This is a genomic window from Streptomyces thioluteus (genome assembly GCF_039535865.1).
The window spans coordinates 1-23,287 of record NZ_BAAAXZ010000001.1; the positions used below are offsets into that span (position 1 = coordinate 1).

A 23,287-nucleotide genomic window follows, 5' to 3' on the forward strand; every position below is an offset into this window, starting at 1 on the left:
GAGGGTGAACAGCCAGTTCTGCACGGGCAGATGGAGGTGTTCCAGGATCGCGTTCAGCGTGCCGCGGCGGTGGAAGAAGGTGTAGAGGAGGAAGCCCGCGACGATTTCGGGGAGGACCCAGGCCGCGACGACGACCGTCCCGGTCAGGGTGCGCACCGGTCGCGACGCCTGTCGCATCAGCGCGGCCAGCGCGAAGCCGAGGACGTTCTGGCCGACGATCGACGACGCGACGGTGAAGACGACCGTGAGCACCACCGCGTTGCGGAAGTTCGCGTCGGCGAACGCGTGCCGGAAGTTGGCGAGGCCCACCCAGGACGCCGACGACTGCCCGGTCAGCCGGGTGTCGGTGAAGGCGAGGAGCACGCACCACACGATCGGGCCGGCGAGGAAGAGCAGCATCAGGAGCGTCGCCGGGGTCAGGGGGAGCCAGCGGAGGAGAGCCGGGCGGCGCCGGGTCATGAGCGCTCTCCCGCCGTGTCCGCGAAGGAGCGCAGCGCCTCGTCGTAGTCCCGGGCCGCCCCGGCCACGGACGCGTCCCCGGTGGCGACCGCCTCCGTCGCCTCCTGGATCGCCCCGGAGACCTGGGGGTAGACGGGGAGCGCGGGGCGGTGGTGCGTGTACGGCACCAGGGCGGTGAAGAAGTCGATGCCGGGGACGTACGAGCGGTACGCGGCGTCCGCCGCGACGTCGTCCCGGACCGCGATCTGGCCGTCGCGCACCGTCCAGTCCAGCGCGTTCCGCCGCGACTGGAGGGTCTCGATCACCTGCCAGGCCAGGTCGGCCTTGCGGGAGCGGGCGCTGATCGCCCAGGTCCAGCCGCCGGAGAGACTGACCCGGCCGGGGGCGGCGCCGTCCCGCGTGGGGAAGGCCGCCCGGCCCATCACCCGGTCCCAACCGGGCCACGGGCGCGCGCCGTTCCGCCCCCAGACCTTGGGGAGCCAGTTGCCGTCGAGGGCGATGGCGAGCCGCCCCGAGGGCAGCCAGTCGGTGCTGACGCGCGTACTCACGTTGGGATCGAGCGCCTCGGAGGGGTCGGGCCCGAGCTTCTCGGCGTAGACGGTGCGGACGAAGCCGAGCGCGTCACGGAAACCGCGGCTCCCCGTCAGCCACTTCTTGCGGCCCGGGTCGTAGAGCGGGTCCTTCCCGGTCCCGTACAGCAGCATTTCGAAGCCCTGCATCGATGTCGCCTCGCCCGGCCCCTTGCCCGTGTAGAGGTGGAAGGGGATCACGCCGGGGAGGCGGCGCTTGAGGGTGCGGGCGGCGTCGAGGACGTCCTGCCAGGTGCGCGGCCGCCAGTCGGCGGGCAGCCCGGCCCGGGCGAACAACTCCTTGTTGAACCAGAGCCCCCGGGTGTCGGTGCCGTCCGGAACGCCGTACGTCCGTCCGTCCTCGGCCCGTGCCAGTTCCCGGGCGGCCGGCAGGTAGCGGGGCCGGTCCGGCCAGGCGGCCAGCTTGTCGTCCAGCGGTCTCAGATAGCCGCTGGTGACGTCGGAGTCGAGGACCGCCGAGTCCTCCCGCACGAGATCGGGCGCCGTCCTCGGCGAACGCATCATCTGCTGCACCTTGGTGGCATAGTCGTTCTCGGCCGCCTGGACGGGGATCAGCCGGAGCCGCTTGCCCGGGTGCTCGCGTTCGAACTGCTTCTTGACGACCGCCAGATAGTCGTCCATGAGGCGGTACTTGTTGTCGGTGCTGCGCTGATAGACGACCTTGACGGTGTCCGGGTCGCCGCCCGGGTCCCCGCAGCCGGCGAGCGGTGCGGCGACGAGGGCGACGGCCAAGGCGGTACGGAACCAGGGGCGCACGACGACCTCCAACGGTCCGGGCCTCGGGGGCACCCCGTTACGTTCCCCGGGCACCCTCCCGGCGAACTCCGCCGAGCCAGCGGTACCGCAGCTCCGGCCGGCCCACCTGTCCGTACTGCGGCGCCCGCGCCGCCCGCCCCGCGGCCACCAGGTGTTCCAGGTAACGCCGCGCCGTGATGCGGGAGATGCCCCACGGCGGTGCCGGCCGGGCCGGCGGCGATGCCGTCGGGGCCCGCCGCCCGGAGGGTGTCGGTGATCGCGGCGAGGGTGTCGGTGCTCAGGCCCTTGGGGAGGGCGGCGGGGTGCGGGGCGCGCAGGGCCGAGAGGGCCCGGTCCACCTCGTCCTGGCCGCCGGCCTCGCCCGCCACGGCGCGGAACTCGGCGTAGCGCACGAGCCGGTCGCGCAGCGTGGTGAACGTGAAGGGCTTCAGGACGTACTGGACGACGCCGAGCGAGACGCCCTCGCGGACGACGGCCAGGTCGCGTGCCGAGGTCACGGCGATGACGTCGGCGGTGTGCCCGGCGGACCGCAGGGAGCGCAGCAGGCGCAGGCCGTGGCCGTCGGGGAGGTAGAAGTCGAGCAGGAGGAGCTCGACGGGGGGAGCGGGCGAGGAACTTCGTGGCGTCGCCCACCGAGTGGGCCACGCCCGCGGTGGTGAAGCCCGGCACCCGGCCGACGTAGAGGGCGTGCGCGTCGGCGGCCACGGGGTCGTCCTCGACGACGAGGACCCGGATCGGGGAAGCGGTCCACGAGCTGCCTCCCCGCAGGGGGAGGCGTACGGTGAACTCGGCTCCACCGAGGGGTGATTGCCCGACGGTGACCGTGCCGCCGTTGCGTACGGCCGCCTGCCGGACCAGGGCCAGGCCGAGGCCGCGCCCGTGCGGGGCGGTGCCGGGCGACCCGCCGTCCGCGCCCCCCTCGGCGCCCGGCGCGCCCTTCGTGGACCAGCCGCGCCGGAAGGCCTCGTCCACGTCCTCGGGGGCGAGCCCCGGCCCCGAGTCGCCGACGCGCAGCAGCAGGTCGTCGCCGTCCGGGCGGACGGTCACGGTGACCCGGGCCGCCCCGGCGGAACGGTGGTCGTCCGGCCGCGGGCCCGCCGCGTCCACGGCGTTGTCGATGAGGTTGCCGAGCACGGTGACCAGGTCGCGGGTGGGCAGGGCCGGGGCAGCAGGCCGTCGTCGAGGTGGGTGTCCGCGGTCAACAGCAGCTCGACGCCGCGCTCGTCGGCGTGCGCGGCCTTGCCGAGCAGCAGCGCGGCGAGGACGGGCTCGGCGACGGCGGCCACGACCTCGTCGGTGAGGGCCTGGGCGAGTTCCAGTTCGGCCGTGGCGAAGCCGACGGCCTCGTCGGTGCGGCCGAGTTCGATCAGGGAGACGACGGTGTGCAGCCGGTTGGCGGCCTCGTGCGCCTGTGAGCGCAGGGCCTCCGCGAAGCCGCGTACGGAGTCCAGTTCGCCGGAGAGCGCGGTGAGTTCGGTGTGTGTCGCGAAGGGTGATCACGGTGCCGCGCCGCTACCCCGCCGGAGACGGGCGAGGTGTTGACGACCAGGGTCCGCTCGGCGGTCAGATGCACCTCGTCCACCCGGCGTTCGGGGGACAGCAGGGCCCGGGTCAGCGACTCGGGCAGGCCCAGCCCCTCGACGGGCCGGCCGATGACGTCCGGGCCGCGCAGGCCCAGCAGTTCGCGGCCGCCGTCGTTGACGAGCGCCACCCGCCGCTGCCCGTCCAGCATCAACAGCCCCTCGCGCACCGCGTGCAGGGCGGCCTGGTGGTAGTCGTGCATCCGCGCCAGCTCCCCCGCGTTCATCCCGTGGGTGTGCCGGCGCAGCCGCGCGTTGAGGAGGTACGTCCCCGCGCCGCCGACGGCGAGGACGGCCAGCGCGACGCCGATCAGCTGGGCGACCTGCCGGCGGATCTGCGCGCTGATGGTGTCCACCGTGATGCCCGCGCTGACCAGCGCGGTGACCCGTCCGTCCGGCTCCCGGACGGGGGCGACGGCGCGGACGGACGGGCCGAGCGTGCCGGTGTAGGTCTCCGAGAAGACCCGCCCCTGGAGGGCCGGTCCGGTGTGGCCGAGGAAGTTCTCGCCGATCCGGGCCGGGTCCGGGTGCGTCCAGCGGATGCCGCGCGGGCTCATGATCGTGACGAAGTCGACGGCGGTGTCGTGCCGGACGCGCTCGGCGTACGGCTGGAGCTCGCGCGCCGGGTCCGGGCCGTGGACCGCCGAGCGGACCGCGGGGGAGGCGGCCACGGCGGTCGCGGCCGCGGTCACCTCGCGGCGGGCCGCCCGCTCGGCCTCGCTCCGGTCCGAGAGGTAGGCGAACGCCGCGCACCCGGCCACGACGGCGGCCACCAGCACGATCTGCACGGCGAAGAGCTGACCGGCCAGACTGCGGGGGCGGGTGCGGGGGAGGCGGGGTGGGCGCATGGGCGCCAGTGTGCCCCGGGCCCGTTCCGTGAACGTAATGCACGCAAGGGTGACCGCGGTCACAGGGGCGTGCATAGTCTCCGGGACCCCCTGCGTCGGGGCCCGGCTCGTCGGGAGAGCGGGCCGCCGGCGGGCGGGGTCGTTCGTGACCGAGGAGCCGTGACCGAGGAGCCCCCCCATGGCCGTGCCGTTGTCGTCCCCGCCCGTTTCACCGCCCGTCCGGAAGGACCGGACCCACTACCTCTACCTCGCGGTGATCGCCGCGGTGCTCGTGGGCATCGCGGTCGGATTCCTGGCGCCGGGGGTGGCCGTCGAGCTCAAGCCGCTGGGCACCGGCTTCGTGAATCTGATCAAGATGATGATCTCGCCGGTCATCTTCTGCACGATCGTGCTCGGCATCGGCTCCGTGCGGAAGGCCACCAAGGTCGGCGCGGTGGGCGGGCTCGCGCTGGGCTGGTTCCTGCTGATGTCCACCGTCGCGCTGGCCATCGGCCTGCTGGTCGGCAACGTCCTGGAGCCGGGCAGCGGCCTGCACCTGACCGAGGCCGCGCGGCACGCGGGCGAGAAGCAGGCCGCGGGGGCGCACGAGTCGACGACCGCGTTCCTGCTCGGCATCGTCCCCGACGACGCTGGTCTCCGCCTTCACCGGCGGGCAGGTGCTGCAGACCCTGCTGGTCGCCCTCCTCGCGGGCTTCGCCCTGCAGGCGATGGGCCCGGCGGGCGAGCCGGTGCTGCGCGGCATCGGGCACCTCCAGAAGCTGGTCTTCCGCATCCTGGCCATGATCATGTGGGTGGCGCCGGTGGGCGCGTTCGGCGCCATCGCGGCGCTGGTCGGGGCGACGGGTGTCGACGCGCTGAAGTCGCTGGCCGTCATCATGGTCGGCTTCTATGTGACCTGTCTGCTGTTCGTGGTGGTGGTGCTGGGCGGGCTGCTGCGGCTGGTGGCCGGGGTGAGCATCTTCGCGCTGCTGAAGTATCTGGGACGGGAGTTCCTGCTGATCCTGTCGACGTCGTCGTCGGAGTCCGCGCTGCCGCGGCTCATCGCGAAGATGGAACACCTGGGCGTCAGCCGCCCGGTCGTCGGCATCACGGTGCCCACGGGCTACTCGTTCAACCTGGACGGCACGGCCATCTACCTGACCATGTCGTCGATCTTCATCGCGGAGGCGCTGGGGAAGCCGCTGGCACTGGGGCAGCAGGTGTCGTTGCTGCTGTTCATGATCGTCGCGTCGAAGGGCGCGGCGGGGGTCACGGGGGCCGGGCTGGCGACGCTGGCCGGGGGCCTCCAGTCCCACCGGCCCGAACTCGTCGACGGCGTCGGGCTGATCGTCGGCATCGACCGCTTCATGAGTGAGGCGCGGGCGATGACCAACTTCGCGGGGAACGCGGTGGCGACGGTGCTGATCGGCACCTGGACGAAGGAGGTCGACGCGGCGCGGATGGACGAAGTGCTGGCCGGGCGGCTGCCGTTCGACGAGGCGACGCTGGCGGCGGACGGCGGGCATGGGGCGATGGACCCGGCGAGCGAAGGGGCATCTCAGCGGACGGTCTCGATGTAGGGGGCGCCTGCCGGGCTCTTTCATCCCACCCTGAGGGATTGCTCCAACTCGGGCTCTATGCCCCGGACGTCTGAAGGAGCGGCTCCTTGTAGGCGTTGCTTCGTGGCCTGTAAAGGGGTGTGGCCCCTGGTGGAACGCAATGAACCACTTGACTGCGTTGCGCAAGCCCGACGTCAAGCGGTTCATTCAGCCGTTTCGTTGCGTGGACCTACCCGCCGTAGGCATCCGCCCAGGCGCGGATGCGGTTCGCGATTGGGCCGGAGTGCCGGACCCAGCGGAAGTGGTCAAGCCGGAGGTCGGCATGGGCTTCGTGGTGGTGCCGTGTCAGTTCCGTGGAGGGAACCTTGGCGCAGAGCCGGTCGACGGCTGTCGCCGGTGCCATGTCGTCACCTTCCACCGACACCGCCAATACCGGCAGGTTCAGCTTGGCGAGTAACATCTCGTAATCGACGTCCGCACCGGACGGTTCGAACCGTCCGGTGCGGCAGATCCTCGCCCAATCCCGCATGAGTACGCCCGACTGGCGTCCGGCAAAGCCCAGCACATCACCCGGCCAGTACCCGAAAACGGTACTTACCGCCGCCGTAACGTGCGTGCTCGCGAACACCTTCGGTCCATGGAGACCGGGGAACGCCCGGTAGTCTACTGAGCCCGCGGCCACCAGTACCACCCCATCGATGGTGGCCGGGGCGAACGCCGCGTGCAGCAACGAGACCTGGCCACCGAGGCTGTGCCCCAGTGTGAAGCACGGAATCCCGCCGAACTCTTCACGCACCGCCGCCAGAACAGCCGGCCAGTCGCGCGTGGCCAGTTCGTGGTATCCGTGACGGGACGACCGGTCGATCCGGGGGCTGCTCGCGCCCTGCCCCCGCAGATCTGTGCAAACTACGGCGAAGCCGGTATGGGTCAATTCCGTGCAGAACGTTTCGTAGTAGTCCGCCTTCACCCCGAGGGCGGGCCACATCACCACCACTCCCGACGGCTCTCCGTCGGGGAGGGCGACGCGGGTGGTCAGCACGGCGGACCGGTCCGGCACAGGGACGGCGAGCGTGGCCATCGTCATTGTGCGTTCTCACCCAGCAGCATGTGGGCCATCCTGGCTTGCTGGGTCTCCTGCGACCAGCTCTCGGCGACGGTCAGCCGCTCTTCGGGCGTGCTGTCCAGCAGTAGCCTGCCCGACCAAACCTCGTACCCTTCCGCGAGTGCGCTATGTTCCGACAAGCCCTCCTGAAAGAGCATCTCGCGCTTGAGCAGCATCTCTTGCATGGGTAGTTCCTGCCACAACTCGCGCCCCCGGCCAATCACGTCAAGCAAGCGGTCCCTCTCGTCCGGGTGGTTGGTCACATGGCGGCGGATAACCGTGCTGCCCACGGTGAGGTGACGGATCTCGTCCACATTCGCGACCCGTTCGATCAGCGCCGCGGCTGGGTCGAAGCGCTGCCACTTGCGCTCGCTCAGCTCGGCGGCGGGGGCCAGCACCCCCTCCACCAGTACGGTCAGCACCAGCACACCACCGTAGAAGTCGCCGTTGTCGCGGAGCACGGCGAGGCCGAAGTCCTCCAGCGGGTCGAGCACCGCAGCGCGGTCGGCCGCGGCTGCCCGTTCCACTGTGGCTGCCAGCTCGTTGGCTGGCACGCCCAGTCGCAGTAGGTGGTCACGGAAGGCGCGGGCATGCCGGGCCTCGTCGATCAGTTGGGTGGAGAAGAACTCGAGGCAGCTGTTGTCAGGGGCGTGGAAGACGAGCTGGGTCAGTGCCCGGGTCGCCTTGGTTTCGGCGAGGTGTCGGAAGGAGAACTCCGTCACCAGGGCGTCCCGCAGTGGTCCGGGGCGCAGCATGGCACCGGTCGGCCCGGGGTCGGGGATCGTACCGTCCCGCAGTTGGCGCAGCATGCCGCCTGCAACATTCTCGAACCAGTAGGTCAGGTTGCAGTGTTCCGGTGTCAGGTCGAGTTCGCGGGCACCTTCGAGTACGCCGGGGGCCGACCGCAGGTCGACCTCCGGGGGGAGGGCGGGCAGTGCTGGGGTGATGGTCATGTCGACTCCGTCTGTAGGGAGAGGGAGATGGACGGCACGAGTGTGCCGGTCAGAGGGCTTTGGTGGCGCGGAGCAGGTTCCAGACCGCTCCAAGGGAGACGCCGCCCTCGAAGGCGGCGTACTCGGGTTCGATCACGTGCGGGCTCCACTTGAGCTTGAATGCCTCCTGGCTGCGGGCCGGGTAGATCATGCGGCCGTGCTCTGCCAGCAGGCGGACGACGCGGGCCAGGGCGCGGCTGGCGCAGGTCGGGTCGTGCTCGGGCGCCAGTCCGGCGAATGGGGTGAGGCCCAGGTGGAGCCAGGCCGCACCCTCGGAGCGGAAGCGCGTGAGTGCGGTGAGGTTGATCAGTTCGATGGTGCCGACCGGGCAGTTGGGCACCCGCCGGGTGAGGTCGTACAGCCAGCCGGGCCGGGTGCCGTATGCCGGGGAATAGGTGACGTAGCCGATGATCTGACCCTGGCGTCGTGCGGCAAAAGTGCGCCGCAGCGGGGCGCCGGGGCCACCTCGTTCCCCGATCAGGAAATCAAGCTTCTTGACGTACCGCCCCTTGGCACGCAGCCAGGCGGTGTCGATGGTGGTCAACTCCTCGTCGTACGCGGCGCTGTCGGCCAGCTCGTCGACGGTCACTCCGTCGCGCCGTGCCCGCGAGGTGTTCTGGCGGACTTTGGCCAGTGCGGGGCCGCGAGTGGTGAAGTGGGACAGGTCGATGCTGTACGAGCTGCCGATCTGATTGACCACGTAGCCGAGTTCGGCATAGAGGGGGACGTCAACGGCGCGCAGTTGGGCAATGGTCAGCCTCCCCGTGAGGTGGGAGCGGAACTCCGTGATCAGCGTCGCCTTGTTCCGGATCGGTGCGAATGGGCCGCCGAACTGGACGATGTGTCGGCCGCGCTGGATGTACGCGATCAGGCCCGGCACGTGCACGCCGTGGAAGTGCGCAGTGCCGGAGTTCATCGCAAGGAATCCGCTCGGGTGGTCAGCGTAGGCGCGCAGGCGTTCAGCGACGGCGGCACGGTGCACGGCCGTGGTGTTCACAACCGCTCCTTCGGCCGGTCAGGCATGCCGGTGCCGGGCCGTTGACCGGCCCCGGTCGTCTCGGTGGCAAGCTGCTGGGAGAAGCGGACGAAGGCGGGGAGGGGGGCCGGTTCGAACGGTACGTTGAAGGGTTTCAGGAAGTTGCCGAGCAGTCCGCGGTCCCCGCAGAGATGGAGGGGGATGGCGAGCAACGCCCACTCCGGTTCGACCAGCCAGGCCCAGAGCGCGGCGACCAGTCCCGCTGTGAGCCAGCTGTGCATGGTGTTGTACAGCACGTAGTACAGCCGTGGGATCCGTCCGCCCTGGGCGCGGTGATGGGCCAGCGCACCAGGGATGTACCCGATCAGGTCGATGTACGCGAACAGGGCGACGGCCGGCAGCCAGCGCACCTCGTTCCAGTGCAGAATCATCAGCCCGGCGCAGCACACCAGGGCGACGAGGTACTCGGCGCGTATCAGTCGGTAGGTGGTCGGGCTCTCAAAACGATTGGCGTGGTCCATCAGGTACCCACTCGGATGCCGTCGGTCGAAACCGGTCCGGTGCCCAGCAGCCCGTCCAGGATGCCCAGGATGGTCTCCCGCAGTACTCGTTCGGCCACAGGGTCGATGATGCCGGCGAGGCTCGGTAGTCCGAAGTCGAATTTCGCGCCGAAGCGGACCGCGCACCCGTCACCGTCCGTTCGGACGCCCCACTGGCCGGTGAAAGTCTCGAAGTCACCGGTGGTTTGTGCGAAGGAGATCAACCGCCGTTCGTCATCGAAGTGGTCCGCCTCGGACCAGCTGAGTACGCCGTTACGGAAGTCCACCTCCCAGTCGCTGTGCAACTGCCCGGGCTGGGCGGCCGGATGGACGGTCACCCGCCGAACGGCTGCGACGAGGGAAGAGTACCGGGCGAAGTCCCCGATCCGGGCGTAGGCGTCGTCCTGGGTAACGCCCGGGAAGCGTGCCTCCAGCTCCACTGATCTCATGGATGTGTACCTTCACTTGTCGGTCGGTGTGGACTGTGCCGGTACCGCGTGGGGGAACCGGTCGGAGAGCGCACGGGCGGCCCCCGTGACAGCCGTCTCCAGGCGTTCGATGTCGCTCTCGCCAAGAACGGCGGGAGGGGTGAAACGGGCCACGGCGTGCGCATTGAGAGAGTGATTGACCACCACTCCGTGGTCGAGCAGGTCGAGGATGAACTCCCCGAGAAGTCCGGCATCGTGGAACTCCACCGCGATCAGCAGGCCGCGGCCCCGCACGTCGGCGACCAGGTGCGGGCAGTGCGTGTGGAGCACACGAGTCAGTAGGTCGAGGAGTCGGCTGCCGAGCCGGTTGGCGGTGCCGACCAGGTCCTCCTCCTCGATCAGCTCGATGGCGGCGAGGGCGGCGGCCATGGCGACAGGGGCGGCGGAGAACGTCGAGGTGTGCAGAAAAGGGTCGCGGTCGAACGCAGCGAACGCCGCGGGTGAGGCGACAGCTGCGGCCACCGGGATCACACCGCCGCTCAGTGCTTTGCCGACGAGCAGGACGTCGGGCACGACCCGCTCGCGGTCGGTGCCCCACCAGGTGCCGAGTCGGCCGAGGCCGGTCATCACCTCGTCCACGATGAGGAAGGCGCCGGTGCGTCGGCACAGTTCCTCGACCCGTTTGAGGTAACCGTCCGGGGGAATGACCACGCCGGCCTCGCCCTGCACCGGCTCGACGATCACACACGCGTCGGAGGCGTCGTCGCCCAGCTCCGCCTCCAGTGCCGCAACGTCACCGAACGGCACGTGGGCGGTGCCGGGTAGCAGCGGTCGGAACGGGTCCTGGTAAAGAGATTTGCCGGTGACGGAGAGGGCGCCGAGGGTCTTGCCATGGAATCCGTTGGCCATGGATACCAGTCGCCGGTGTCCCAGACTGCGGGCCATCTTCAATGCCGTCTCTACGGCCTCGGCGCCGGATCCGGTGAAGTGCACTCGTTCCAGGCCGACCGGCGCGACACGAGTGAGCGCAGCGGCAGCGTACGCGGCCGACGGGTCGAGCAGCAGCCGGGTCGAGAGGGGATGGGTACGGATCTGCTGTTCGACGGCGGCAACCACTCGGGGGTGGCAGGCCCCGGCCAGGAATACCCCGTAGCCGCCGCAGTTGAGGTACTCGCGGCCGTCCGACGTCCGGACCACGGCACCGGCGGATGACGCCTCGATCTGGCCGCCGAACATCTCTCCGATCTTGGCGCGGCCCCGGCTGAGGTGTGCGCGGTAGAGGGCGGCGATGTCGGCCGGGCTTTCATGGTTCGGGTGGGACAAGCCTTCCGTGTCCAGGGCCTTGGTCACTGCCGAGCGGTCCTTTCTGGCGAACGGGATGCTGCGCGCGGAGCACGGCAGGTGGGGGCGGGGGCGTGATGCATGCCCGATCGACGTGGGGTGGTGGGCCGGGTCAGGACAACCGGAGGGGCTGCCCGGCTTGATGGTCAAGGAGCGCCTGGACACTGCTCGACCGGGAGGGCGGGTGGAAGGCCAGGGCACGGCTTACCGCGAGCAGATAGCCGACCTCGGACGACGCGATGTACGCCATGCCGCCGAGCAGTTCGGCGGCCTGGTTGGCAGCCTGTATCAGCAGGTCCTGGGCGGCGAATCGCGCGGTGAGCACGGCGGCGAGTTCGTCGTCCCCGATTTCGCCGGTCTCGACGGCCCTGGCCTGGTTCTCGACCAGGGCGACGGCGGCCTCTAGCCCGGCGGCCAGCGCCGCGCGGTCGGTGACACTGCCGCGTGCGGCGGAGAGCGCCTGCTCGGCCAGCCGGGCCACAGCCCCGGTGTATGCCGAGGTGACCAACACCTCGAACCACACGAAGGCGACGGTTTGGAGCATGTCGAGGCCGCCCCCCAGAGTCACCTTGGGCTTGAGCATGGCCTCGGCCGGGACCTCGACGTCGTCCAGCCGGACTTCGTCGCTCTCTGCTCCCGCCAGGTAGGGGCTGGCCCAGAATGGATGCCGGGTGATGCCGGGCGACGCGGCCGGGATCAGTGCGACACCCAGCTCGGTGCCGCCGTCCGGCAGTGGGATCGCGACGCTGGCGGAGAGCACATCCATTGAGCGAGCGAGGCTGCACGGCTTCTTCGATCCGGTCACCCGGTAGCCGTCGTCGACGGGGCGAGCGTTCATTGTGGCGCTGAGGATTCCCCGTCCAGCGCGTCCCTCGGAGAATCCGGAGGCCACCAGCAGACAGTCCCGGGCGATGCCCTCGATCACCAGCCATTCCAGGCCGGATGCCTCGGCGGAGCCGGCGAGGGCGACCAGACTGGCCACAGAGAAGTTGTGCATTGTCGCAGCCACGGCGAGCGAGGGCGACAGCGTGCCAAGGGCCCGGGTCACCCGCACTGCTTCCAATGCGCTGGCGCCGCCACCGCCGTACTCGGTGGGCACCAGCAGGCCGGGACCCCCAGCGCGACGGAAAGTGTCCAGACCGGGACTCTCCCGAGATTCCAGGGTTTCCAATGGGACCGGGGCCAACGAGTCGGCCAGGCCGGGCAGGAACATCTCGCAAGCTTCGCGGGCGAGCCGCATGGAATGCGTCATTGCGTCGTCTCTACCTCCGTCAGGGCTTCCAGGGCCGCCTCGCGCGGTTGGATGCCGTCGGCGATGCTCACGCCCTGGAGACGGGATGTGCGCAGGGCGGGGTAGTTCGCCTCACCACCAGGTCCTCCGGTCAGGCCGTCGCCGCCATGGGAAGGCAGCAGCGATAGGAACCCGATATGCGAGTCATTGACTTTGAGTAGACCGGCGTTGCCGACCTCGGTGACAAACCGATCCACCACTGATTCATCCCGCGTCCACAGCGAGTTGCGCAGGCCGTAGGCGTTCTTCTCGACGAAGTCGATGACAGACCCGAGCAGTTCGTCGTCGGGTGCTTCTTCGAGGACCACGACCGGCAGCAGCGGAAAGAACGTCTCGTTCTGGACGGCATCAAGGCCGATGGCCTCTTTGAGACCGTCCACTCGGAGCACGGTGGGTTCGAGGAACAACCCGATGTCGTCGACGCAGCCGTCCACGTCGATGCGGCGACCGCCGCAGACGAGCTCGGCGCCCCCAGACAAGGCCTGTTCGAGAACGGTGAAATAGGATTCTGGCCGGAGTACTGGGGAGAGCAGCACGCCGGGGTCTTCCGGGTATCCGGGCCGGGTCTCCGAGGCAAGGACGCGCAACCGCTCCAGCAGCTGGTCGGCGATCCGGGGGTGAACGACTGCCCGGTTGGGCGCCATACAGACCTGCCCGGAGCCGTGAAAGGACTCCGCGAGTGCCTCGGCCGCATGGTCGAGGTCGGCGTCATGCCACACTACGACCGTGTCATTTCCGGCCAGTTCCAGCACCGGCTTCTTGCCGCGTGCCACACACTCGGCGCCGAAGGCGATGCCCTTGTCGCTGCCGCCGAAGTACATGATGTCGTCGACCAGCGGGCTGGCCAGCCAATGGTCGAGCGTCTTCTGAGCGTCCGAGCAAACGATGTTGAGAATGCCCGCCGGTGCGCCGACCTGCTCCAGGGCGGGCACCACCAGCTCGTGCATGGCGTGCAACACGCCGAGCGGTGCGCTGACAGGAGCCCGGACCACCAGCGCGTTTCCCGCTGCCAGGGCCCAGACACCGAGCATCGAATTGGCAACCGTGGCGTTCTGCGGCGGATTGAGGCAGACAACACCATCCGCAACCCGGCGGATGATCATCCTCCGAGGGCCCACGATGCGGGTGGATTCCATCTGTTCGGCAAGCCAAGTACGGGTATCAGGGCTGGTGTTGGCCAACAACCCCGTCATCTCCCAGCGGGCGAGTGCTCTGGGATGTCCCTCGGCGACCATCAGGTCGACGATGTCCTCATATTTCTCGAGAACCAGCGCGCGGAACTCCTCGACCATCCGCATCCGGGTCTTCAGTGGCTCCCTTCGCCACTGCCGGGCTGCCGCCGCTCCGGCGACCAGTGCTGCCTCGACGTCATGTTCATCAGCGACCGCGACTCGCCCCACCACCTGCTCGGGGGCATTGGAGGGGGAGATCCGGCCGTTCTCCAGGCCGCGCTTGAGCGCCAGCGATCCGAAGAAGTCACGCAACAGTGCGGAGGATCGCACTGTGTACACCCAGTTGGTGCCGGGGCGGTCCCGGCCGGCTGTGTACGCGCCGTAGCTCAGCATCGCGTGACTCCTGTTCTGGTGGGATGGGTGAGACGCGTCGAAAACGCACATCAGGGCCTGTGGTTCTCGCTCGCGGGCCGGGGAGTAAGAAGCCGGGGGAGGGCCGGAGCCGGCCGTCGAAGCGTTCCCGAGGAAGAAGTCGGAACCCGGAAGGCAGTGTTGATCGGTCGCCATGTCGGAACGGTCCGTCTCGACCTAAGCTAGGGAGCGGCTGATGCACCGTCAAGCTGGGGCAGTTGCCCGGATGCGCGTGCGTTGACCGCCGGAGTTGAGTCGCGCCGTATGGAGGTTCTTGTGATCCGACAGTGGTCCGTCGAGGAAAGCATCGTGATTGGCTCCCGTCCCGACACAGTGTTTCGCGCGGTGAGCGACGTGCGCAGGATGGGCGAATGGAGTCCGGAGTGCCGGACCGTCTGGGCCCGCAGGGGGCCGGTGCGTGAGGGCTCCTCGTTCATCGGATTCAACCGGCGTGGGCCCGCCCTCTGGTTCACGGTCTGTCGGGTCACCCGCTGTGAGCCGGGGCAGGAATTTGCCTTTCGGGTAAGCATCTTCGGCCTGCCGGTGGCCCACTGGGGTTACCGCTTCAAGCCCGCACCGGACGGTGGCACAACCGTCACCGAGTACTGGCAGGACCTGCGGACCGGGAGCGGCGCTCGGCTCACCGAACTGCTGGGGCTGGTCTTCACCGCCACCCGGCCCGTCGACCGGGCGCGGGTCAACCGGGCAGGAATGCGTGCCACGCTCAACCGGCTGAAGCAGGCTTGCGAAGGCTGAGCGGGGCTGCCCCCGAGTGGTCAGTTCCTCTTGTTCTTCCGTACTCCTGTACCGAGGCTTTCATGCACTTATCCGGGACCATCCGTACGCCACTGCGGAACCGACTGCTCGACGCTGCCTACGACCTGGCGACAAGGGAGGGCTGAGCCAAGCTCCGCATCACGCACATCGCCCGGGCCGCGGGCGTCAGCTGGGCCGTGATCCATGAGCATTTCCCGTCTCTTGAGGCGATGGGCGAGGAACTCGTCGCGCGTGAGGCAGAGTTGTTCATGAACGGGATCGTCGACGAACTGCGCAGGCATCCAGATGACTTGGGGAGGGGTGCAGCCGCAGGTGTCGGCTTCGCCCTGCGGCTGGCCGCCGAGCACCCGCTGCTGAGCTCCCTGCTCGCCGGCAGCCCCGGCGCGGACCGTGCGTTGCTCACCCACCTCACCACGCGCCTCCGAAGCCGTATTCGACAGCGCGTATTCCCTGATCGCAGCCTACGTGGAGGAAGCGTGGCAGCAGGTGGACCCGGAGCGGCGTCGGTTGCTGGCCGACACCGTCGTCCGGATGACCATCAGCCACATCGTCGCGCCCTCGCGGAATCCGGCGGCCGCTGCAGAGGACATCGCCGCCGTCGCAGTGTGCATTGCCGGTGTAGGGGGCGGCTTCTGATGCGCAGCCGTTCTCAGGCGACGTCGCCCGCCATCGCCATGAGCTCCGCGTAGGCGCGTTCGAGGACTTGGCCATACGTTCCGGGGTCGGTGAGAGGCAGCAAGTGCGGGCCCGGGACATGGACCAGCAGGGCTGGTGTGCCCGCGCTGCGGACGCGGTCCAGGAACTGCCGCTCCTGAAGTCGGAGGAGTGGGTCGTCAAGCCCGTTGGCGAATACCACAGGTGTGGTGACACGAGCGGCGACCGACAGCATGTCCTGGCGGCGGAGCACGTCGATGGCCTCGGTGAACCCGTGCGGGGACAGGCCGCCCGCCATGACCGCCCGGTAGCTCTCGGCGGGCAGCGCCCGGCGCATCACTTGCGCGCTGAGCCAGTGCGCCCCTCGCACGCCCAGCCGGCGCTGCATCAGGGCCGCCGTTCTGTGCAGGGTCAGCAGCGGCCCGTTGGTTCTCAGGGTGGCGCCGTGCACGAACAGGCCGGCGGCAGCGTCATGCCAGTGTGCGCCGTAGGCGAGAGCGGCGACTCCGCCGAGCGATGTGCCCACGACGACGGGTTTACGTCCAGTGGCAGCGGTTGCCTCCGCGGCGGCCACGGCGACCTGCTCGACCGCGCCATCGAGGGTGAACCGGCGGTCGTCCAGGGCGCCGTGGCCCGGCAGGTCACAGGCAGTGATCCGGTAGGTCCTGGGGAGGCGTGCCGCGACAGGGCCCCACATGTGGGCCGACAGACGGATCCCGTGGACGAGGACGAGTGGATATCCGTCGTCGGGGCCGGTGGTCCACAACCCCGGCTCCTGGGTGCGGCAGAACATCGATCAGGGTTCCTTTCAGGGAATCGCGACATGCCAACGGGAATTGATGAGGAAGCGCTGTGCAATCAGTCGTGAACACAGCCTCAGATGTTTTTCATTAGCATCGGGCGTAGCCGGTTCGTACAACGCGGAAAAATTTCGTGATCCGTATTCCAGGAAGGAATGGGGGAAGAGTGGACATTGCAGGAAGCGTCGCCGTGGTCACCGGAGGTACCTCGGGGCTGGGGCTGGCCACGGCCAGGAGGCTCATCCGGGATGGCGCCCGGGTGGTGATCTCCGGACGGTCTTCCATGAAAGGGGAGGAAGCGGCGGAGGAATTGGGGGGCGCGGCGTTCTTCGTGCCCGCCGATGTCACCAACGAGGCTGACGTGACAGCCGTCCTGGACTGCGCGGAGGGACTGGGGGTTCTGCGAGTGGTCGTGAATTGCGCCGGGACAGCCAATGCGTTCAGGACGGTGGGCAGGAGAGGGCCGTTTCCGCTCAAGGATTTCCAGCGCGTCGTCGCGGTCAACCTGATAGGCACCTTCAACGTCATACGACTCGCGGCCGAGCGTATCGGGCGGGCTGACGAGATCGGTGGGGAACGTGGCGTCATCGTCAACACGGCGTCCATCGCAGCATTTGACGGCCAGGCGGGCCAGGCCGCGTACGCCGCGTCCAAGGCGGGTGTCGTCGGTCTGACCCTGCCTGTCGCGCGCGACCTCGCGTCGACGCGGATCCGTGTCGTGACCATCGCTGCCGGACTGTTCGACACACCGCTGCTGAAGGGCCTCCCCCGGAAGACGCAGTCCTCCCTCGGTGCGCAGGTGCCGCACCCATCCCGGCTCGGTGACCCGGACGAGTTCGCCGCGCTGGCCTTGCATATCATCGAGAATCCCTTGCTCAACGGCGAGACGATCCGCCTCGACGGTGCCCTGCGCATGCCACCGCAGTAGCCGGGGTGAACCGTGCCCCGGAACTCATACCCCGGCACGGCTCACCCGGGCCGTTCGTATCCTCGCCTCCCCACGGCCGTGGGGTCATGCCGGCGGGGTGAGAACGACCTTGCCGAACACCTCACCGTTCAGCAGCGCTTGGAAGCCATTCCGGGCCTGTGCCAGCGGCAGCACCCGGTCGATGACCGGAGACAGCCGGTGCTCGGCGCAGAACCGGGAGAGTTCCAGTAGGTCGTCGCGTGTGCCCAGGGTGGATCCGACGATCGTCAACTGCCGGAAGAAGATATGGGCCAGGTCGGCCGGCGGCATGGTTCCGGTTGTCGCCACCGCTGACCACGACCCGGCCGCCGGGACGCAGGCTGCGCAACGAGTGGGCCCAGGTGGCCTCGCCGACCGTCTCCATGACCGCGTCTACCCGCGCGGGCAATCGGGCCCCAGCAGAGAACACATCGTGTGCACCGATCCGTAGCGCGCTCTCGCGGCGTTCTTCGCTCCTCCCGGTCACCCAGACGCGGAACCCGGCGGCGGCGCCCAGAGTGATCAGCGCGGTGGACACGCCGCCACCGGCACCCTGCACCAGGACGGTGTCGCCTGGCCGGAGGGCCGCCTTCCGGAACAGCATCCGGTAGGCGGTCAACCAGGCCCCGGGCAGGCAGGCTGCCTCCTCGAATGACAGGCCCGGCGGCTTAGGCACCAGATTGCGGACTGGTACCGCCACTCGCTGTGCGCAGGTGCCGTCGTGCTCTTCGCCGAAGAGAGTCCGGCCAGGGTCCAGCGTCTCGTCCCCACCGCCGGCCGCCGGATCGCCGACGACCGGGTGGATGATGACCTCGTTGCCATCCTCGTCGACGCCGGCCGCATCAGACCCCAGGACTACCGGCACGCGCCGGGTGCCCGGGCCGACGCCGCGCAGCGTCCACAGGTCGTGGTGATTCAGCGAGGCGGCATGGACCGTGACCGTGGTCCACTCCCCGCGAACCGCAGCCTCGGGCCACTCGCCGACGTACAGGCCGCCGAGAGGCTCGGCCGGGTCCGTGCCTTTGGCGACCACTGCGAGCACTGTCACACCTCGCCGGCAGGGTCAAAGTGACGGAAGCAGGCCGATCCCCAAAGGAATCCGGCGCCGATAGCGGCCGCGATCATTAGATCGCCATGTCGTGCACGCTGTTCGAGGGTCTCGTGCAGCACGGTGAAGACGCTGGCCGCGGCGGTGTTTCCGAGTCGTTGGACGGTGGTCGGTACCCGGTGGGAGGGCAGACTCAGTTCCCTGGCCGTTTCGTTGATGATGTTGAGGTTCGCCTGGTGCAGCAATACGTGCTGGACATCGTCCAGTTCGACCCCGGCGCGCCGGGCTGTCTTACGGATGCTGTCCGGAAGCTTGTCGGTAGCTATGTTCCATACGGCCTTGCCATTCATCTTCAGGAAATGGGAGCGGGCCTCCACGGTCTCGGGGCTGGTGGGCAGGCGTGAGCCGCCCGCGGTGATCTCCACTTCGAAGGAGAGTTCCCCGCCGGTGTCCCAGGACAGGAGCCCGAAGCCGACGGGTGTACGGCCCAGCAGTGCGGCCCCGGCCGCGTCGCCGAGAAAGACCCGGGTGGTGCGCTCGCGCGGGTCCGTTCCGCGTGATCCTGCGTCGGCGCCGATGACCAGAACATGTTTGAAGGCGGTGTTCTGCAGCAGATGCGCACCTGTCAGCAATGCGTAGATCCCGCCGGAGCAGGCGGCCTGGGTGAGGTCGAGCGGCATCGCCCGGTGCGCACCGATCGCCTCCTTGATGATCATGCCCATCGACGGCAGCGGCTGGTCAGGTGTGAATGTGGTGGTGACGACGGCGTCCACGTCGGACGGGTCGACGCGGGCACGGTCGAGCGCCCGACGGGCCGCCTTGATGGCCATGTCGGAAGTGGCGCAGCCTTCTTCGAGGAAACGCCGTTCCCGGATGCCCGTCCGGGTGCTGATCCACTCGTCGGTCGTTTCCAGGGTCCGCGTGAGTTCCTCGTTCGTCACGACTGTCCGGGGGACGTAGAGGCCGGTACCCAGGATGCCTACGGGGTGGGCGAGGCCGTTCCCTTCGGCGGTCGGCGATGCGACCTCCTTCGCCGTCGTGCCGGGCGCGCCGGAAGGACCGAACAGATTGTCATTCATGGCAGATTCCCTATTCCGTGGGACGAGCCCGTCCAATCAGGACGAACAGATATGGGCGGGCACGGGATGTCGCACCGGAGTCGGCAAGGGGATGGAATGAGTGGCACGGGCGGGCGTGGCCGCCCTCGCATATCTGCCCCGTCAAACCGCTGCCCCGGAGTCCAGAGAGGGCTCCGTGCCGTGCGGTGCGCCGAATGGGCCGCAACCATAGCCGCCGGACCGAGGGTGCGCCATCCTCTGTGGTGCGGGGCTTTGCCGGAGCAGTGTGCAACCCATGCGCAACCCGCAGTTGCACACCGGCTGCTGACTCGCGAAAGCCGCGATGTTCACACCTTGCGTTCGAGGTCTTCGGCGAACTCGGCCCAGGCGTCGGCACACACGCGGGCGAACCGGCCAACCAACCGGACCCTGTGGTTCGGCACCGCCTCGGTCAGCTCGTCACGATGCTGGTTGAGCAAGGCGTTGGCTATGAACAGGCGCAGCAACAGCCGGCCGTTCTCCGCGTACTTGAGGGATGGGTCTTTCAAAAGGGCAGCGAGCAGGGCAGTGTGACTCTCTGTGGCTTCCGGTGTCCGTGGCCGCAGGAGTGCCGGGGTTTTGCGCCCCTCATCGTATTCCGGGCCGGATTGTTGTCCGGGGGCAGCAGCCTTCTCCTCGGCGCTCCGCTCGGTTCCCTGTACGCCGGACCGCTGCGGCGCTGGGGCTGAATCGTGCTGCGCAGAGGGCGGGATCGGGGTGTGCTCTTGCCGCATGGCGGTGGGGACCGGGTCCTCCCCGCGGCTGACACGAGCCCGTACATCGCGCACCGTGCCAGGGGAGATGCCGGCGAGCTGGGCTATCTCCCGGAGCGAGGCCGTGGGCATATCGACGACCAACTGCGCGGCACGAGCCCGGCCTTGGGAACTGTTCAACGGTCGGGTGCGGCCGTCCCGGCCCAGACGAGACGTCGGTTCTGGGCCTGTCTGCACGTCCCGGCGGATCTGGCTCACCGTCCTGGCGGACAGTCCCGTCGTCTCGGCGATCGCCCGGTTCGACCAGTGTCCGTGCGTCTCGATGATGCGGCTCGCCGCGGCTGTGCGGTCGCTCAGGGAGAGGGGGAGGCCGTGCACGGTGTTCTCCCGTACGGCGATCAGAAAAGGCATCCTGCTGGGGTCCGTCGAAGAAGCGGACACGGATCCTGTCCTCGCCGCGGGCGACGGCTGCCCTCAGGCGGTGCATACCGTCCACCACGCGCATGGAGGGCCGGTGCACAATGATCGGCGGCAGCACCGCTCCTGAGGAGGCGAGGACCTGGGTGTGCTGTGGGTCCTCCCCGTCCGTGCGGGGTGAATCTGCGGGCAGCAGCGTGCTCATCGGGACGAGTTCCACTTCGGTGAGCCGAGGGCGATGGCCGTTTCCCCACGTTCCTGCCCCGCGCCCTGTCTCTCGGCTCGGCTCTGCAGCTTCGGTTCGTACGCTCACTGTTCCCCCCCAGGGAATGTCGGTACGCCACCCCGGACCGCATGAACAGAATGGCGGCAACCCCGCGAGTCTGATGCATATTCGGACCGAGTCGAAGCAACTTTAACTGGCCATTGGCCACTCAAAGGAGTGAACCAAGTGGTTGCTTGACGCAGTTGAGGCGCCTAGGTAGCGTAGGTCGAGTCGCATCGTTCCAGAGGAGTCCATACCCTGCTGGATACTGCGCTGAGCTGCGAAGTTACCGTTCGGCGCCGTTGAGGACACTGGGTGTCGGACTTCGATGTCCCCACACGGAACCACCTAACTATTGCCTGCCGTCAGTTCGATGATGGCCTGCTGCCCTGATCCTGCCGCTCTTTCGACCGCCTTTCCGCATCGCAAGGAAAGGGCGTGTGCGCGCGGGCAGTTCTTGCATTGTGGTCGGCAAGCGATTTTCCGACAGGCTGAGGGCATTCGCTATGCCCGAGGAGGGCACTCACAAAGGGGAGATGCGTACGCCCAGGGGTTTCGACCTCGCGAACCGGACACCACTCATGGGGGATGAAGCGAATGCATGGGCGCATGGCCGCTCTGACGGCTGCACAGCACAAGCTCTACCTGCACGGAAGGGTCTTTCCCAGGGACACCTCGTACAACCTGGCGTTCGCGTTTCGCATGCCCGGTGGCATCGACGCTGTGCAACTGCGCCGGGCCGTTGAGGGGTTCCTTAACACGAACATTGCGTTCAATACCGTGTTCACCGAACATGACGGCGAGGTCAAGGCGGTATACGACTCGGACCTTCGTTACGAGGTCCCCCTGATCCGGTACGAAGGGGATGCCGCCGAGCTGGTGCAAGAGCGGATGTCTCGTCTGGCCCACCGACAGATCCCCGCCGATCGCTGGCCACTGTACGAGTACGCAGTCGTCTGCGATGAGCACGCCACGTACCTCACCATTCTTATGTCACACCTGATCTGCGACGCGTTCAGCTTCTACCGGGTCGGCCATGAGATCGGACGTCTCTACGAAGATCCGTCCGCCCAGCCGGCGGGCGCCGACATGAGCCCCCTGGACTTCCCTGATCAGCCGCACCCTGCCCCGGAGGCGCTGGAGTTCTTCCGCTCGATGCTGAGCGGGCTACCTACGCTCTCCCTCGAACACCTCGAATCGAGCCGCAACGACGAAGAGATCCTCGAGGGATCCCACGCCTGGTTGCCGCTCGACAATGAGCTGAACGGTGCCATCGACAAAACCGTGGGCTGAGCTGGGTGTTCGCAAGTTCAGCTTCTTTCTTGGGGTGCACATGACACTCCTGGGCGCCCTCAGCGGCAGCCGTACCGTCACTACCGCCGTCCCGCTCGGCAACCGCCGCAAACACCCGGGTCAAGAGGCCGCATTCGGCTACTTCGTCAACACATTGCCGCTCGCTGTGGACCTCGACGCCTACACCACTTTCGGCGAGCTCTTGCCGGGACCTTGAGGACCGCATGGGTTCGCTGATCCGCTACGAGGACTTTGACTTCACAGCCCACGCAGCGGAGATCACGGCGGCTGGCCGCACCGGTCGGCCCACCCCCAGCAGCTCCTTCACCTACTACCGGGAGCGGCTCGCCTTTCGCATCGCCGGCCGACGCGCCGAGAGCCTCGACATCGATCGCCGTGACCTGGTCTACCCACTCGTCGCCAGGGTCGAGGACCTGGGAGGCGCATATGGCTACCACCTCGCGTATACCGACACCTTGGCACAGAGCGAACCGGCGGAGGTCCTGCTGACTCTGCTGCGATCTGTGACATGCGGCCGCGATACCAACCGGCACCAGGTGCGCGGTGTTTCCCCTGATCGGGCCCGGGCCATTGACGGTCTGGTCAACCGACATGCCTCCTTCCCCACCTCGCCCTCGCTCCAGTCCGTCTTCGAGGAACGGGCCGCCGAGTACCCGGACCGGATCGCAGTCGAGTACGGCACCGAATCCCGTACTTACCGGGAGCTCGACGAGCAGGCGAACCGGATCGCCCGCCGACTGCAGCTGACGGTCGACGCCGAGCACGTGGCCGTCGCCCTCGATCGGGGCTGCGACCTGATCGCGGTGCTTCTGGGTGTCTTGAAGGCGGGCAAGACCTACGTCCCGCTGGACGCCGCAGCGCCGGAGGCGCGGCTGCGGCACATCGTCGGTCAGTTCGAGAACCTGCCGATGATTGTCGGCCCAGGCGTCTTCCCCGGTTTCGCGTACGAGGGGCGGATCCCGCTGAACGGCCTTCTGGAGGACGCGGCGGCCCTACCCAGCACTGCCCTGCCCGGGCAGGACTTGCGAGGCCAACTCGCGTATGTGATCTTCACCTCCGGGTCCACAGGCAAGCCCAAGGGCGTACAGGTCACCCATGCCAACGTGCTGCGACTCTTCCTCGCGAGCAACGAGCATTTCCGGTTCACTGCAGATGACGTCTGGTGTCTCTTCCATTCCTACGCCTTCGACTTCGCAGTGTGGGAGATGTATGGGGCGCTGCTCCACGGCGGCC

Annotated in this window: 20 protein-coding genes and 4 pseudogenes; 7 read left to right on the forward strand and 17 right to left on the reverse strand. The window is 68.6% G+C overall.

The features are described from left to right. The 4 genes and pseudogenes from ABD794_RS00005 to ABD794_RS00020 all read right to left on the reverse strand — a co-directional run. Nucleotides 1-459, reverse strand: a 459-nt coding sequence (locus ABD794_RS00005; protein ID WP_425585881.1) for a carbohydrate ABC transporter permease, incomplete at its 3' end; no start/stop codon positions are given. Continuing rightward, nucleotides 456-1,817, reverse strand: a complete 1,362-nt coding sequence (locus ABD794_RS00010; RefSeq protein WP_425585882.1) for an extracellular solute-binding protein — start codon at nt 1,815-1,817, stop codon at nt 456-458. The genes ABD794_RS00005 and ABD794_RS00010, both read right to left, overlap by 4 nt. Nucleotides 1,818-1,842: 25 nt before the next feature. Next, nucleotides 1,843-2,540, reverse strand: a pseudogene (locus ABD794_RS00015) (response regulator). 24 nt (nt 2,541-2,564) lie between these two features. Then, nucleotides 2,565-4,233 (reverse strand): annotated as a pseudogene (locus ABD794_RS00020) (sensor histidine kinase); the annotation flags it as partial. A gap of 178 nt (nt 4,234-4,411) precedes the next feature. Between ABD794_RS00020 and ABD794_RS00025 the strand changes: the two are divergent. Further along, nucleotides 4,412-5,792 (forward strand): annotated as a pseudogene (locus ABD794_RS00025) (cation:dicarboxylate symporter family transporter). 208 nt (nt 5,793-6,000) lie between these two features. Here ABD794_RS00025 and ABD794_RS00030 read toward each other — a convergent pair. The 8 genes from ABD794_RS00030 to ABD794_RS00065 form a co-directional block, all read right to left on the reverse strand. After that, nucleotides 6,001-6,855: an alpha/beta hydrolase family protein gene (locus ABD794_RS00030; RefSeq protein WP_344960249.1), complete on the reverse strand. Its 855-nt coding sequence runs from the start codon at nt 6,853-6,855 to the stop codon at nt 6,001-6,003. Beyond that, on the reverse strand, nt 6,852-7,826 hold the full coding sequence (locus ABD794_RS00035) for a VlmB-like protein (RefSeq protein ID WP_344960250.1): 975 nt from the start codon (nt 7,824-7,826) through the stop codon (nt 6,852-6,854). Before ABD794_RS00035 ends, ABD794_RS00030 begins: the two co-directional genes overlap by 4 nt. A 49-nt stretch (nt 7,827-7,875) precedes the next feature. Then, entirely contained in the window at nt 7,876-8,862 is a 987-nt protein-coding gene (locus tag ABD794_RS00040) for a phosphatidylglycerol lysyltransferase domain-containing protein (protein ID WP_344960251.1), read from the reverse strand. Beyond that, a complete protein-coding gene (locus ABD794_RS00045; protein WP_344960253.1) occupies nt 8,859-9,362 on the reverse strand; it encodes a hypothetical protein in 504 nt (167 codons plus the stop codon). The genes ABD794_RS00040 and ABD794_RS00045 overlap by 4 nt, the downstream gene beginning before the upstream one ends. Next, nucleotides 9,362-9,829 carry a type II toxin-antitoxin system RatA family toxin gene (locus tag ABD794_RS00050; protein WP_344960254.1) on the reverse strand — a complete coding sequence of 156 codons (468 nt, stop codon included), beginning with the start codon at nt 9,827-9,829 and terminating at the stop codon, nt 9,362-9,364. Before ABD794_RS00050 ends, ABD794_RS00045 begins: the two co-directional genes overlap by 1 nt. A 12-nt stretch (nt 9,830-9,841) precedes the next feature. Beyond that, on the reverse strand, nt 9,842-11,158 hold the full coding sequence (locus tag ABD794_RS00055; protein WP_344960255.1) for an aspartate aminotransferase family protein: 1,317 nt from the start codon (nt 11,156-11,158) through the stop codon (nt 9,842-9,844). 103 nt (nt 11,159-11,261) lie between these two features. Next, a complete protein-coding gene (locus tag ABD794_RS00060; RefSeq protein WP_344960256.1) occupies nt 11,262-12,401 on the reverse strand; it encodes an acyl-CoA dehydrogenase family protein in 1,140 nt (379 codons plus the stop codon). Beyond that, nucleotides 12,398-14,005 (reverse strand): aldehyde dehydrogenase family protein, encoded by a 1,608-nt coding sequence (locus ABD794_RS00065; RefSeq protein ID WP_344960257.1) that lies wholly within the window; start codon nt 14,003-14,005, stop codon nt 12,398-12,400. The genes ABD794_RS00060 and ABD794_RS00065 overlap by 4 nt, the downstream gene beginning before the upstream one ends. A 282-nt stretch (nt 14,006-14,287) precedes the next feature. On the opposite strand from ABD794_RS00065, the gene ABD794_RS00070 reads away from it, so the two are divergent. Then, complete coding sequence (locus ABD794_RS00070; RefSeq protein ID WP_344960258.1) at nt 14,288-14,779, forward strand: SRPBCC family protein; 492 nt, start codon at nt 14,288-14,290, stop codon at nt 14,777-14,779. A 68-nt stretch (nt 14,780-14,847) separates the two neighbouring features. Here ABD794_RS00070 and ABD794_RS00075 read toward each other — a convergent pair whose 3' ends face one another. Further along, complete coding sequence (locus ABD794_RS00075; protein ID WP_344960268.1) at nt 14,848-15,207, reverse strand: hypothetical protein; 360 nt, start codon at nt 15,205-15,207, stop codon at nt 14,848-14,850. On the opposite strand from ABD794_RS00075, the gene ABD794_RS00080 reads away from it, so the two are divergent. Beyond that, nucleotides 15,191-15,436: a hypothetical protein gene (locus tag ABD794_RS00080; protein ID WP_344960259.1), complete on the forward strand. Its 246-nt coding sequence runs from the start codon at nt 15,191-15,193 to the stop codon at nt 15,434-15,436. The two genes, ABD794_RS00075 and ABD794_RS00080, sit on opposite strands and share 17 nt — an antisense overlap. Nucleotides 15,437-15,449: 13 nt before the next feature. Here the strand turns inward: ABD794_RS00080 and ABD794_RS00085 are convergent, their stop codons facing one another. After that, nucleotides 15,450-16,247: an alpha/beta fold hydrolase gene (locus ABD794_RS00085; protein ID WP_344960260.1), complete on the reverse strand. Its 798-nt coding sequence runs from the start codon at nt 16,245-16,247 to the stop codon at nt 15,450-15,452. A 173-nt stretch (nt 16,248-16,420) separates the two neighbouring features. On the opposite strand from ABD794_RS00085, the gene ABD794_RS00090 reads away from it, so the two are divergent. Continuing rightward, nucleotides 16,421-17,182: an SDR family NAD(P)-dependent oxidoreductase gene (locus ABD794_RS00090; protein ID WP_344960261.1), complete on the forward strand. Its 762-nt coding sequence runs from the start codon at nt 16,421-16,423 to the stop codon at nt 17,180-17,182. An 84-nt stretch (nt 17,183-17,266) separates the two neighbouring features. On the opposite strand, the pseudogene ABD794_RS00095 reads toward ABD794_RS00090, so the two are convergent. The 3 genes and pseudogenes from ABD794_RS00095 to ABD794_RS00105 all read right to left on the reverse strand — a co-directional run bounded on the left by ABD794_RS00095 (nt 17,267) and on the right by ABD794_RS00105 (nt 20,469). Beyond that, nucleotides 17,267-18,242, reverse strand: a pseudogene (locus ABD794_RS00095) (zinc-binding dehydrogenase). Nucleotides 18,243-18,244: 2 nt separating this feature from the next. Further along, nucleotides 18,245-19,327, reverse strand: coding sequence for a 3-oxoacyl-ACP synthase III family protein (locus ABD794_RS00100; RefSeq protein ID WP_344960262.1), 1,083 nt, complete (start codon nt 19,325-19,327; stop codon nt 18,245-18,247). Nucleotides 19,328-19,653: 326 nt separating this feature from the next. Continuing rightward, nucleotides 19,654-20,469, reverse strand: a complete 816-nt coding sequence (locus ABD794_RS00105; protein ID WP_344960263.1) for a hypothetical protein — start codon at nt 20,467-20,469, stop codon at nt 19,654-19,656. 880 nt (nt 20,470-21,349) lie between these two features. On the opposite strand from ABD794_RS00105, the gene ABD794_RS00110 reads away from it, so the two are divergent. The 3 genes from ABD794_RS00110 to ABD794_RS00120 form a co-directional block, all read left to right on the forward strand. Continuing rightward, nucleotides 21,350-22,033, forward strand: coding sequence for a condensation domain-containing protein (locus tag ABD794_RS00110; RefSeq protein ID WP_344960264.1), 684 nt, complete (start codon nt 21,350-21,352; stop codon nt 22,031-22,033). Beyond that, nucleotides 22,008-22,250 carry a condensation domain-containing protein gene (locus tag ABD794_RS00115; protein ID WP_344960265.1) on the forward strand — a complete coding sequence of 81 codons (243 nt, stop codon included), beginning with the start codon at nt 22,008-22,010 and terminating at the stop codon, nt 22,248-22,250. The genes ABD794_RS00110 and ABD794_RS00115 overlap by 26 nt, the downstream gene beginning before the upstream one ends. A gap of 7 nt (nt 22,251-22,257) precedes the next feature. After that, a partial coding sequence (locus ABD794_RS00120; protein ID WP_344960266.1) for an AMP-binding protein occupies nt 22,258-23,287 on the forward strand: 1,030 nt, incomplete at its 3' end.

Coding starts and splice junctions, on each gene's coding strand:
- ABD794_RS00030 (WP_344960249.1), bottom strand. CDS start 6,855: ATGACGATGGCCACGCTCGCCGTCCCTGTGCCGGACCGGTCCGCCGTG.
- ABD794_RS00035 (WP_344960250.1), bottom strand. CDS start 7,826: ATGACCATCACCCCAGCACTGCCCGCCCTCCCCCCGGAGGTCGACCTG.
- ABD794_RS00045 (WP_344960253.1), bottom strand. CDS start 9,362: ATGGACCACGCCAATCGTTTTGAGAGCCCGACCACCTACCGACTGATA.
- ABD794_RS00050 (WP_344960254.1), bottom strand. CDS start 9,829: ATGAGATCAGTGGAGCTGGAGGCACGCTTCCCGGGCGTTACCCAGGAC.
- ABD794_RS00060 (WP_344960256.1), bottom strand. CDS start 12,401: ATGACGCATTCCATGCGGCTCGCCCGCGAAGCTTGCGAGATGTTCCTG.
- ABD794_RS00065 (WP_344960257.1), bottom strand. CDS start 14,005: ATGCTGAGCTACGGCGCGTACACAGCCGGCCGGGACCGCCCCGGCACC.
- ABD794_RS00070 (WP_344960258.1), top strand. CDS start 14,288: ATGGAGGTTCTTGTGATCCGACAGTGGTCCGTCGAGGAAAGCATCGTG.
- ABD794_RS00085 (WP_344960260.1), bottom strand. CDS start 16,247: ATGTTCTGCCGCACCCAGGAGCCGGGGTTGTGGACCACCGGCCCCGAC.
- ABD794_RS00100 (WP_344960262.1), bottom strand. CDS start 19,327: ATGAATGACAATCTGTTCGGTCCTTCCGGCGCGCCCGGCACGACGGCG.
- ABD794_RS00105 (WP_344960263.1), bottom strand. CDS start 20,469: ATGCCTTTTCTGATCGCCGTACGGGAGAACACCGTGCACGGCCTCCCC.
- ABD794_RS00110 (WP_344960264.1), top strand. CDS start 21,350: ATGGCCGCTCTGACGGCTGCACAGCACAAGCTCTACCTGCACGGAAGG.